The sequence below is a fragment of the Pseudomonas sp. Irchel s3h14 genome (assembly GCF_900187425.1).
In the GTDB taxonomy this organism is placed as follows: Bacteria; Pseudomonadota; Gammaproteobacteria; order Pseudomonadales; family Pseudomonadaceae; genus Aquipseudomonas.
Genome location: NZ_FYDJ01000003.1, coordinates 301326 through 313255, shown reverse-complemented (window position 1 = coordinate 313255; position 11930 = coordinate 301326). Strand labels below are relative to the sequence as shown.

The 11930-nt window shown below is 53.0% G+C and carries 12 protein-coding genes; 8 read left to right on the top strand and 4 right to left on the bottom strand.

From position 1 onward, the window contains the following. Positions 1-22: 22 nt before the first annotated feature. Both CKW16_RS08145 and CKW16_RS08140 read right to left on the bottom strand, forming a co-directional pair. Positions 23-562, bottom strand: coding sequence for an AidA/PixA family protein (locus CKW16_RS08145; RefSeq protein ID WP_095127963.1), 540 nt, complete (start codon positions 560-562; stop codon positions 23-25). A 125-nt stretch (positions 563-687) separates the two neighbouring features. After that, the gene (locus CKW16_RS08140) at positions 688-1191 is read right to left on the bottom strand and encodes an inclusion body family protein (RefSeq protein ID WP_008152993.1); all 504 of its coding nucleotides are present in this window, start codon (positions 1189-1191) and stop codon (positions 688-690) included. 426 nt (positions 1192-1617) lie between these two features. Between CKW16_RS08140 and tam the strand changes: the two genes are divergently transcribed. Continuing rightward, positions 1618-2388 carry a trans-aconitate 2-methyltransferase gene (gene tam, locus CKW16_RS08135; RefSeq protein ID WP_095127962.1) on the top strand — a complete coding sequence of 257 codons (771 nt, stop codon included), beginning with the start codon at positions 1618-1620 and terminating at the stop codon, positions 2386-2388. A gap of 79 nt (positions 2389-2467) precedes the next feature. Here tam and CKW16_RS08130 read toward each other — a convergent pair whose 3' ends face one another. Next, complete coding sequence (locus tag CKW16_RS08130) at positions 2468-2806, bottom strand: hypothetical protein (protein ID WP_095127961.1); 339 nt, start codon at positions 2804-2806, stop codon at positions 2468-2470. A gap of 442 nt (positions 2807-3248) precedes the next feature. Between CKW16_RS08130 and CKW16_RS08125 the strand changes: the two genes are divergently transcribed. The 5 genes from CKW16_RS08125 to CKW16_RS08105 are packed head-to-tail and all read left to right on the top strand — an operon-like array spanning position 3249 to position 8281. Then, entirely contained in the window at positions 3249-4715 is a 1467-nt protein-coding gene (locus tag CKW16_RS08125) for a c-type cytochrome (RefSeq protein WP_095127960.1), read from the top strand. Positions 4716-4765: 50 nt separating this feature from the next. After that, on the top strand, positions 4766-6541 hold the full coding sequence (gene ctaD / locus CKW16_RS08120; RefSeq protein ID WP_095128138.1) for a cytochrome c oxidase subunit I: 1776 nt from the start codon (positions 4766-4768) through the stop codon (positions 6539-6541). Continuing rightward, on the top strand, positions 6538-7230 hold the full coding sequence (locus CKW16_RS08115) for a cytochrome c oxidase subunit 3 (protein WP_095127959.1): 693 nt from the start codon (positions 6538-6540) through the stop codon (positions 7228-7230). Before ctaD ends, CKW16_RS08115 begins: the two co-directional genes overlap by 4 nt. 6 nt (positions 7231-7236) lie before the next feature. Beyond that, on the top strand, positions 7237-7950 hold the full coding sequence (locus CKW16_RS08110) for a heme-copper oxidase subunit III family protein (protein ID WP_095127958.1): 714 nt from the start codon (positions 7237-7239) through the stop codon (positions 7948-7950). Positions 7951-7963: 13 nt separating this feature from the next. Continuing rightward, the gene (locus CKW16_RS08105; protein ID WP_008074510.1) at positions 7964-8281 is read left to right on the top strand and encodes a cytochrome C oxidase subunit IV family protein; all 318 of its coding nucleotides are present in this window, start codon (positions 7964-7966) and stop codon (positions 8279-8281) included. A gap of 30 nt (positions 8282-8311) precedes the next feature. On the opposite strand, the gene CKW16_RS08100 is transcribed toward CKW16_RS08105, so the two are convergent. Beyond that, positions 8312-8872, bottom strand: a complete 561-nt coding sequence (locus CKW16_RS08100; RefSeq protein ID WP_095127957.1) for a hypothetical protein — start codon at positions 8870-8872, stop codon at positions 8312-8314. A 510-nt stretch (positions 8873-9382) separates the two neighbouring features. Between CKW16_RS08100 and CKW16_RS08095 the strand changes: the two genes are divergently transcribed. After that, positions 9383-10597: an integrase family protein gene (locus CKW16_RS08095; RefSeq protein WP_095127956.1), complete on the top strand. Its 1215-nt coding sequence runs from the start codon at positions 9383-9385 to the stop codon at positions 10595-10597. Further along, positions 10594-11916, top strand: coding sequence for a DUF6602 domain-containing protein (locus CKW16_RS08090; RefSeq protein WP_095127955.1), 1323 nt, complete (start codon positions 10594-10596; stop codon positions 11914-11916). Before CKW16_RS08095 ends, CKW16_RS08090 begins: the two co-directional genes overlap by 4 nt. Positions 11917-11930 lie beyond the last annotated feature (14 nt).

Below are 11930 nucleotides of genomic sequence, written 5' to 3'. Positions count from 1 at the left end.
GGCCGGTTTTTTTGGAGTCCATTCACTCCGCCAACTTCACGTCCACCGACCAACTGAAGTACCCCAATGCCTCGCAACTTTTATTGATCAGCATGAATTTCAGTTCGCATGCCGCCACCCCAGCCGCCAATTGCGTGCAGTGCCAGTAATGATCATCGGCCGTGTGGCTGCCCGGTTGGGTCGGGTTTTCGGGATCGGGTGCGGGGACTGTCAGGTTTGCGTGGACCACCAGTTCAGGCGGTGAAAGTACCCCGGTATCACCGACAGACATCTCGTAGAACACCACGCTGTGTTCGGCGAGCAAGCTGACGGTCCTGCCACGGATATGGAAGTCCTTTCCGTTACTGGCAACAAATGTCATAAGGCTGTCATTTATTGTACTTTGTGTTGTTTTGGTGCCGCTGATGGCGAAGATGAACCCGTCCTCAATCCCGGTCGGGTTTTGCGGCTCAAGACTGGGTTGCGGATAATGTGAAAGCAGCGATTCGGCATCGACGATCAGCAGCACGTTATTGGCTGGCGCGATACTCGTCGAGGGGGAGGCAATCGGTTCGGAAGTCATCATGGATTCCTTTCATGATGTTGATTCAAAACGGCAGCCGCATCGGTTCAAGCAAGACATCCCGTCCCGGCCGAAAGCGGCAACGAACTCGGTAGGCCCCTCGTCGCCAAGGGGCCTGGTCATCGTCAGTTACGGATGGTAATGAACGGATCCCACGAGCAGCAGCCTACAATCTTGCAGTCGCGATCAACGATCAGGAAATGGAAGTGGTAGGTCACACTGCCGCACGAAAGTGTTTCCGAAGACCAGTAATGGTTATCGACTTTCTGGCAGCTCGGCACCGACGGGTTGCTGGTGTTGGGAACGGCAACGCACGCTGTAGCCTTGCGGGGCGTAGGTGTGGAGATCAACTCGTTGCCGACGTTGCCAACAAACTTGTAGAAAATCACTGCAGTCTCGAAGCTCTGCGACAGACTGGTTTCACGCCAGCGAATCAAGTCGCCTACCTGGGCTTTCAAGTTAAGTTCGCCACCGGCCTGGCCGCTGACCACGTTGTTCTGATTAGTCACCATGTACACATGATTGACGTCGATTAACGTCGGCGCGGCAGGGTTTTTGCTGATGTTCGGGTAGTTTTTCAGAATGGTTTCAGTGTCGATCGAAACAAGTACATCCGTGACTCGAGACATAGTAAAGCTCCTTGTTCATAGTGAATGCCTGGCATCTTCCAGGCACAACAACGCTTGCTTGCCTTACGGCCGTTGCGAACACACTACGGGCGGAACCCACCTGTCACGGGCATGAGCTGGCCTTGCTCCTTGCTTGCAAACTAACGGGTTCGGGTTCCTTCCGACGGGCCGCGATTGGACTATAGATGTGAATTTTAGGCTGTCAAAATTGCTTGGCTTCTAGTTCGGCGAACGGTCGATCTGGTTATGACTTCAGAAGATTTTGCGATAAAAAATGCTCATTCAAATTCTCTTTGTACGTTTGGTCCCGTGGGTTAACTGACCTCTTTCGCCATAGGTCGGATAGGGCAGAGCGCACCGGTCGAGGTATCGTAGCGAACCGGTTTTCCGCCTCTTGCTACAACAACGCACCGACAGGAGAACGCAATGAGTTGGTCCGCCAAACAATACGTCGCTTTTGAAGATGAACGCACACGCCCCGCCCGTGATCTGCTGGCCGCGATCCCAGCTGTGGACGCGCGCTCGGCAATCGACATCGGTTGCGGCCCCGGTAATTCGACCGAGTTGCTGGTTGAGCGCTTCGCCAATGCCACGGTGCGTGGCTTGGACAGTTCGACCGATATGATCGAGGCCGCCCGCAAGCGCTTGCCGCAGGTGCAATTCGATACGGCTGATATTGATACCTGGAATGAAAACGGCCCGTTTGATGTGATTTTCGCCAACGCGGTGTTGCAGTGGGTGCCCGATCACGCGAAGTTGCTGCCTGCACTGGCGAGCAAATTGGCGCCCGGTGGCAGCCTGGCGATCCAGATGCCGGACAATCTCAACGAACCTTCGCATCGCTTGATGCGCGAAGTTGCAGCCGATGGCCCATGGGTTGGCAAACTGGCGGGCGCCGCCGGGCAGCGGACGGAGATGGCAGATGCCAGTGGTTACTATTCGATGCTGCGAGCCCACTGTTCCCGTGTCGATGTGTGGCGCACGACTTACCATCATCCGCTTGCTGGCGGCGCGTCTGGTGTGGTCGAGTGGTTCAAGGGCAGCGGATTGCGACCGTTTCTTGATCCGCTGGATGAGGCGGAGCGGGCGCAGTATCTCAAGCAGTATCAAGCGGCGATCGAGCTGGCCTATCCGCCGTTGGCCGATGGTTCAGTGCTGCTGCCATTCCCACGGTTGTTTATCGTAGCGACGCGCTGATGCATTAATGAAAAAGGGACAGGTCCCACTCTTTTCGTCTGTCCCTTTCGCGTACTGATGGCCGAGAATCCCGTCGTAGCTAATCAAGCAGCTGATCAATCAAAACCGCGTTGCTATAGATCAAGCTTCCATCACTCGCTCGATGCCCGACCAGATGGAACTGACCGCGCTCGTTGTGTATATAAACGCGCATTTGGCAGTCGGACAAAGGTCCGTATCCCTCCGGCAAGATCAATTCCAGAGTGCTCATGTCGACATCGACCATGGCTTCACGCTCATGGGTCTTCTGCAGGCGTTCTTCAGCGTCCTCCAGACCCTTATGGAGGGGGCCATCGACGTAAAAATGAATTTCACCCATCGGGGTCGACTTTTGTTGTCCGTTGACTTTGCACCAGCCTTCGATCGTCAAGGCACTCATGACGAAATCTCCGTTGTGGACGGCTGGACGCTATCGCTCTTGGCCGTCACTTGTCTGACCGCTTTGCATAGGCAAGGATCTTCGCGAGCGCTTTTAGCCGATCTTTGCCTTCCGTAATCAGATTTTAATTATAGCTGGCAACCGGGCCTCGCTTGCTCGACGTGTCGTTCAGGCGAGGTGTGTTGCTTAATAGTTACAGTTATATATAGCGAATAGGTTTCAAGTGATCAAGTTGATGCTGAAGTCGGAATATCCAGGCAGCCAGGCTTTTCAGGAAAAGCGCTTGCTCTGGTCATGAACTATACTTCCTGCGGACTTTGCCACGAAGATAGATGGTATTTGTCTAGCCTGTTTTGGCGTCAGATTAGTATTGATTTGACGATGTTGTTCTGTGGCGATGCTTAGGCATACCGATGAGTAACAGGAATAGGATGAAAGCAAAATGGCAATGGCAATTATTCTTGTACTAATCGTTATTGCATCTGTGCTGTTCCATATACTAGCGCCTTGGCATGCGGCACCGCCAGCGTCCAACTGGGGGTCAATAGACACCACCCTGTTCATCACCCTGATCATCAGCGGAATATTTTTCATCGCCATCACCGTATTCATGGCGGTGGCCGTGATGCGTTATCGTCACAAGGAGGGCTCCAGGGCGCACTATCAGCCAGAAAGTAAAAAACTGGAAACATGGTTGATTATCGTGACCTCGGTAGGTATTGCCGCGATGTTGGCGCCAGGTCTGGTTGTTTACAGTGACTTCATCCGGGTGCCGAAAAATGCTTATGAACTTGAAGTGGTTGCCCAGCAGTGGCAATGGGCTTTTCGTTTTGCGGGCCAGGACGGAAAGATGGGTAAATCGGATATTAAGTTTGTTGATTCGGTCAATCCTCTCGGTCTTGATCCCAAGGATCCTCTCGGGCAGGACGATGTACTTATAAGAAGTAATGAAGTTCACCTTCCGCTCGATCAACCGGTAAAAGTCTTATTGCGTTCAAAAGATGTACTGCACAATTTCTATGTACCGCAGATTCGCAGCAAGATGGACATGGTGCCTGGGATGGTGTCGTACTTTTGGTTTACACCCACTGTAATCGGGAAGTATGAAGTCCTGTGTGCTGAGTATTGTGGCCTGGGTCATTACAACATGCGCGGTCATATGATCGTGGAGGACCAGGCCGCCTTCGTTCAATGGCTGAACAGCCAACCGACCTTTGCGCAGACATTAACGAAAGCTACCAAACCCAGTCAGGACAGCGTGCTGGAAAAAGGTCGCCTGTTGGTCGAAAAATACGGCTGCGGTGCCTGCCATAGCGAGGATGGCAGTGCCAGTCTCGGCCCGGGATGGAAGGGGCTGTACGGCCGCACTGAACAGTTTGCCGATGGCACCAGTGCGCTGGTCGATGAGGCTTACCTGAAAGAGTCGATCCTCGATCCGAAGGCCCGACTGGTACAGGGCTACCCGCCAGTCATGGTGGCCTATACTCTCTCTGAAGATGAAATGGGTGCTGTCGTCGCCCTGATCAAATCACTGGGTGCCGCGCAGCAAGAACCTTCTGCCAGCGAAAAATTGGACAGAGGTGACGACCTGGTGACGCAGGGACAGCGGCTGGCCGAGTCGCTCGGCTGTCTGGCCTGCCACAGTGTCGATGGCAGCAAGGGCGTCGGACCCAGCTGGCAGGGCCTGTATGGCAAGAGCGTAGCCCTTGCCGACGGTTCGACGATAAAGGCCGATGAGGGCTATATCAAAGATTCGATTCTTAATCCCGGCGCCAAAATCGTCAAAGGCTATGCGGCCGTCATGCCGGCCTTTACCCCGAGTGATCAGGAGCTGAACGCACTGATCGCTTTTATCAAATCCAAAGCGAAAGCCGACGCTGATGCGAGCAAGGCGGAGCCAGGGAAGTAGCCGTAAAGCAGCCAGGAATGCACCGAAACTTCGAACTGGAGGATGACGTGATGGCCTATGCGGAGCAAGCCGAAACAGAGGCACTACACGAACCCAAAAGCTTCCTGACCAAATATATCTGGAGTCAGGACCACAAGGTCATAGCCATTCAATATTCCTTGACGGCTCTGTTCGTGGGTCTTATCGCCGTGGTGTTGTCCGGCTTGATGCGCATACAGATTGGCTTCCCCGGCAGTTTGGAGTTCATGGACGCCAGTGCTTACTATCAGGCGATGACCATGCACGGCATGATCATGGTCATTTACTTGCTGACGGCCTTGTTTCTGGGGGGCTTCGGTAACTATCTGATCCCGCTGATGGTGGGCGCCCGCGACATGGTGTTCCCCTACGTCAACATGCTGAGTTACTGGTTCTACCTGCTGGCGGTAGTGGTGTTGCTCTCCAGTTTCTTTGTCCCTGGCGGACCCACTGGTTCGGGCTGGACGCTCTATCCGCCACAGTCCATTACTCAGGGGACACCGGGGGTCGAGTGGGGCATCGTCCTGATGCTCGTCTCACTGGCGATTTTTATTGTCGCCGCCACCATGGGCGGGTTGAACTACGTCACCACGGTGTTGCAAGCACGCACGCACGGCATGACATTGTTTCGCATGCCGCTCTCCGTATGGGGAATCTTCATGGCCTCGATCATGGCCTTGTTGGCATTCCCGGCGTTATTTGTCAGTGCGGTCATGATGCTGTTTGACAAGCTGTTGGGCACCAGCTTCTTTATGCCGGCGATGATCTCGCTGGGACAGCAGCTCGATCACCAGGGGGGTAGCCCTATATTATTCCAGCACCTGTTCTGGTTCTTCGGCCACCCGGAGGTTTACATCGTTGCTCTCCCGGCGTTCGGTCTGGTCTCCGACTTGATCAGCACGCATGCGCGTAAAAATATCTTCGGCTACCGAATGATGGTGTGGGCCATTATTGCGATTGGCGTACTCAGCTTTGTGGTCTGGGCGCACCATATGTATGTCAGCGGAATGAACCCGTACTTTGGCTTTTTCTTCGCCGTCACCACCTTGATCATCGCGGTGCCGACCGCACTGAAAGTCTACAACTGGGTGCTGACCTTGTGGCGCGGCGACATCCATCTGACCGTGCCGATGCTGTTTGCCCTGGCCTTTATCGTCACCTTCCTGGTCGGCGGTCTGACCGGCTTGTTTCTGGGCAATGTGATCGTGGATATTCCGCTCTCGGACACCTATTTCGTCGTAGCCCATTTTCATATGGTCATGGGGGTCGCACCGGTACTGGTGGTGTTCGGCGGCATTTATCATTGGTTCCCGAAAGTCACCGGGCGCATGTTGAACGACACCCTGGGCAAGCTGCATTTCTGGATTACCTTCCTGGGCACCTACGCCATCTTCTTCCCCATGCACTACCTGGGTTTCCAGGGCATGCCACGCCGTTATTACGCCTATGAAAACTACGCGTTCATCCCGCAGTCGGCGCAAGATTTGAATGCCTTCATTACGGTGGTCGCATTGGCCGTCGGCGTTTCCCAGCTGCTGTTCCTGTTTAACCTGGCCTGGAGTGCGTTTAAAGGCAAACCTGCAGGCAGTAATCCCTGGGGCGCGGCCAGTCTGGAATGGCAAACGCCGAACACCCCGCCGATACACGGTAACTGGGGAGCGAAGCTGCCGGTCGTGCATCGCTGGGCCTATGACTACAGTGTGCCGGGGATAGAGCAGGATTTCGTTCCGCAAACAGTCTCCGCCGAGGAGTTGGAGCAGATGCGGCAACTGAGTGCCGGAACCAAGATAGCGGACGTTAAAACATGAGCCGATTGCTATTGAGAAACGCCGACGGCGCAGACCCCGGCGGCAGCTGGAATCGCGATCCGGAGGGTATTCAGGCCGGCGAGGGTGCCGATCGAAACCAAATCGCAAGAACAGGTCTGCGCTTATTTCTGGTCGTGGTGAGTTCGTTATTCTTTCTCTTCTTGCTCGCCTTTATCGCCCGTTCACAAATGACCGACTGGCTACCCCTGACAGAGCCCATGGCACCGTTAGCCAATCTCTGGCAGCTATGGCTGAATTCGGCTTTTCTGGTATTCAGTTGCATCGCACTGCAGTGGTCGCGTATGGCCGCCCGACGGGAGCGACTGGGTGCAACTGTGATTGGTTTTGCATTGGGGGGCGTATTCGCCATTGCTTTTCTGGCGGGACAGCTCTGGGTCTGGCAGCAGTTTGTCGCCTGGGGCTACTTTCTCGCCAGCAATCCGGCCAACAGCTTCTTCTACCTGTTGACCGGCCTGCATGCGCTCCACCTGCTGGGCGGGCTGATAGCCTGGGGCATAATCGTTGCTAAATTCCTGCATCGCGTGCCGTTGCCGCAACTCAGCGCCAGCGTAGAGCTGTGTGCCATCTATTGGCATTACTTACTGGGTCTTTGGTTCGTGCTATTCGCTTTGCTGACCAGCACACCGGAAACCTATGAAGCGATCGCCAGATTCTGCGGCCTGAGGTGAAAAGCCATGGCATCGCATCCAATTGCCCCCGGCGAGTCCAGTTCATCCAATCCACCCAGCTTGCCGCCTGCTGCAGGATGGCAGGGCATCGCCAGCGACTGGTCCTCGGATAAGGAGGCCTTCAAGCAGGTCCCCTGGGGCAAGGCGATGATGTGGATATTCCTGCTTAGCGATACTTTTGTATTTACCTGCTTTTTGACCGGCTACATGTCGGTACGCATGACCATCACCACCGCCTGGCCGAACCCCAGTGAAGTGTTCGCGTTGACGATCGGCGGTCAGGCGATCCCACTTATTTTGATCGCCATCATGACCTTTGTGCTGATCAGTAGCAGCGGCACCATGGCCATGGCAGTCAATTTCGCCTATCGCCGTGATCGTGCGAAAACCGCTGCCCTGATGCTGGCGACCGCTGCCTTGGGGGTGACCTTCGTCGGCATGCAGGCATTTGAATGGAGCAAGCTGATCGCAGAAGGGGTGCGTCCCTGGGGGAACCCTATGGGGGCGGCGCAGTTTGGTGCCAGCTTTTTCATGATTACCGGGTTCCACGGACTGCATGTGTCAATCGGCGCGATCTATCTCAGCATTGTGGCGATGAAAGTATTTCGAGGAGATTATGAGCGCTCCGGAAACTATCAGAACGTCGAGATAGCGGGGCTGTACTGGCACTTCGTGGATTTGGTGTGGGTGTTTATTTTTGCTTTCTTCTATTTATGGTAGAGGAGCACTGGTGATGGCACATGCTCAGGGTCAGCAACATCCAATCAGTTTGTACCTTAAAATTTGGGGGCTGTTATTCGTCCTCAGCACGCTGTCGTACCTTGTCGACTATTTCCACTTTCATGGTTACCTTCGGTGGTCCCTGATTATCACTTTCATGTTGTTGAAGGCAGGTTTAATTGTCTCCATCTTCATGCACATGGCCTGGGAGCGGTTGGCCATGGTCTACGCCATACTCGTGCCACCGTTGTGTTTGCTGGTACTCGTCGGACTGATGGCCACCGAGGCGGACTATGTTTTCCTCAGCCGGGTCATTTCCTTCGGTCAATAAGCGACTTCCGGTGGCCTTGAGTCTCCAGGGCTAACCCGATATCACTCGCTTGAACTGATGCCATTTGTGCTGCCAGGCGACTGTCCAGTGGGGGGCAGCCGTTCCCGTACCGGCAATCTCCAGCGTTGGGTGATGTTCGATAACCCCGTCCAATACCGACTCCTGATCCGGCTCGACATCGACGAAGAAAATATGTTTTCCCTCTTCTACCACCTGTTTAAAACTGCGGAAGTGAGTGTTTGGCACCTGGATACCAAAAAAACCGCCTTCCCAGATGCAGAAGCCACATACAACAATGGCAAGAAAGATAAAAGGCATCCAGCCTGCGGCGGATTCGGTCCAGCCCAGCCAATAGGCGACGCCAAGAACCAGCGCCGCGAGTGGCACACCGATCACTGCACCAATTTCGCCAGAGCGGACAACATCCTGTTCCATTAACGAGTTAATCTCGTGGAGGTGATGTTGTTCAACATCGGCAACGTGTTGACTGAGCACATGAATTTGTTCGGAATTGATACCGCTGGCTTCCAGCTCATTTTCAACGGCTTCAAGATCGTCGAGATTGTTGCTGATGTAATAGTGTCGATTCATGCCACACCTCCCATCTCGTGCTTGCCGTAGACCTCCTTTGTCTTACAGCTGCCAGTCGAGATTTGCAGTCGGTATCAGTACCCGTGGGCAACGCTGTACGCTTCATTCAAAGCATAAAAAAGTATAGCACTGCATATCATTCAGGCATGGGGACGGGAAGCATGCGGTCTGATGCTCCCGGCAGGTGCCCCGGCACCCCAAATTCCGGGCACAAAAAAACCGGTCACAACGGACCGGTTTTTGTGTTCCTGCGTCTCCCGTCAAAACCATCCTGACGTGAGACTGAAATTGATTGGAGCGGGTGAAGGGAATCGAACCCTCGTTATCAGCTTGGGAAACTATTATTGGCGTAATGCCATCATCGGCCGGGGAATATCATTGACCCCCTTTAGCCCAGTAGAATCGTGCCTTTCAGCGTGGTGAGGTATTCAGTGCTTGTTCAGCTCGGGCCACATTGGTTCCGGCGAACTGTCACCACGAACTGTCACCAACTACCAGTATGAGACACCGATGCTCACGGACAAGCAAATACGAGCGCTGCAGCTACGGGAAAAACCATACGTCATGTCGGATGGGCGCAGCGCGAGGGGGGAGGGTGTATTGCTGCTCAAAATCCGCCCGAACGGCACGAAGGAGTTTTATTTTCAACGTTTCGTTGGCGGCAAGAAGAAGCTAACAAAGCTGGGCACGTGGCCAGGGTTGAGTCTGACCGATGCCAGGGACAACTGCCGGGAAGAAAAGGAACTGGTGATTTCAGCTGGTACGTTCCAGCAGCTCATGGATAACTACATCGCGAAGCTGCGGGCCGAGAATGCAGCGTCAGTCGAGGACGTGAAAAGCTCGTTTGAACGCTATGTGACTCGGCCTTTTCCACATATGGTCCAGCGCCCGGTCGGGATGATTGGGCCGGTCGAGATCCGCACTGTTATCGCGAGGATGATCGACAACGGTATTACTACCTACTGCAACCGCGTGAGATCGCAACTGCACGCTGCGTTCCAGCTTGGTTTGGAGCAAGAGCACAACCCGCGCAACTATCTGCAGAGCAAGGTCCAGTTCGGACTGCTGAGCAATCCGGTGGCCAGCATTCCTGTGCAGGCCGACTGGGAGCAACCGGGTAATCGGGCGTTGTCCGTTGCTGAGCTCAAGTCACTGTGGAACCTACTCCCCGAGCAGCTTTCGCTGGTGACTTCTGAGCTACTTAAATTCCTGATAGCGTCAGGTGGTCAGCGCCCCCAGCAACTCTTGGGCACCACGCGCAAGCAATACTTCGACGATCACCTGGTCATCCGTAACCTCAAGGGCGTCGATGGTGAGCGCACCTTGCACGCGGTGCCCTACAATAAACTCATGCGCCAAAGCCTGAAGATGCTGGATGAGATAAGCGAAACGAGCGTCTATCGGTTCATGGGGAAGATGGAAGACAAGCCGCTGCACACGCAGTCATTGTCCAGGGCAGTGACGAAGCTCTACAGCAGGCACACAAAACTGTTCGATGGGCCATTCACACTCCGCGATATTCGGCGGACCTGTAAAACTCTAATGGGAGTAGCCGGCCTGGAGAAAGAATTGCGTGATCGTATCCAAGGACACGCTTTTAATGATGTATCTTCTAAACATTACGATCGGTACGATTACTTCAAAGAAAAACAGCGTGGACTTCAGCGTTGGTCATTATGGCTGCAAAAGAATATTTTAGATATTAACGGTGGGGACGTTGCATGATTCGCAAAGCATCCGAATTACTTGAGCAATTTATAAAAGCTGAAACGCGTAAGCTTGATGGGGTCAAAATGCCCCATATGCCAACACTTGGTAGTGCTTACGAAGAGATTACTAAACAAGGTATTTACCAAGATTTTGCGATTCCAAAAAATTTGGATCTGAGAGTCGTATCCGGATTTATCTCTGTTGGGGGTGAAATGCTTAACGAGCAGATAGACTGTATGCTCGTTCACGGTGAAGGGGTGAAGTATGGTCTAACTGATCAATATATTTACGATATTGACAAGGTGCTTTGTGTTTTTGAGGTTAAGAAAACGTTAAGGCGAAGTGATTTTGTTGATGCTATTCAGCATCTGGCAAAGATCAGGAAAAAACTCTCCTCGAACTTGGAAGAGCGAGTGAGTCTGGGGTATGAGCCTGATATAACTGCTGCAAGAAAGCGTTTTTCACAAGTTACAGGTAACATTGCGCCTGAAAAAATTTCGGGATCTTGGTCGCTCTCCGGCGAGGATGCAATGTTGTTTAGTGCCTTGATCCAGGAGTCACTAGCACCGATTACAATAATTCATGGGTATAGTGGGTATAAAAAAGAAGGCGGTCTTAGGACTGCGTTCGCGGATATTCTCGAAGACGAGTGGAAGAAAGGTAAAGGTGGGCTTGGGGTTCTAGAGCTTCCAACTCTTGTGACCTCTAACGAATACTGCCTTGTTAAAGGGAACGGTACACCGTTTTTAGTTGTACAGAATGACGATGAGTGGGTGGCTGTTCTTTCAACGCGCCATAACTCTGCTAAGTTAATTCTTGAACTAATTTGGACGAAAATAAGTAATTATTTTGGCGTTGAAATGCCTTGGGATGATGGGCTTCACATGGATAATGCCCATCCGTTGATAATTGCTAAGGCCATTGTGAGGGAAGACGCTGTCGGTTGGGAATACATCACTGTGGAGCCAAAAGAAAAGGATTTGGTACGTGATGATGACAATGTTTGGGTGCCGTCAGAACTCGGTCGGGCTGAGATAACCGCTATAAATCTTATGGTAATGCGGGGCGGTTATTTGGCGCTGGATCAAGGTATGAATAATTATCTCATTGAGAAGCATGGGGTAACAGTCGATCAAGTTGCTGAAAATCTTGTTTTCACGCGTCAGTTCATGCGAGATGGAAATAATATTAGGCCAATACATCGGCAAACATATGTAATAACTAACGAAGATGAGACGGGTTTCGTCGCTTCAGAAGTCGGAAGGTTTGATTTGTGGTGTAGGGAAAAAGGCATTGCACCGCACTACCTCCAAATATATTTCATGGGTGAATAAATAGAAAACGCCGC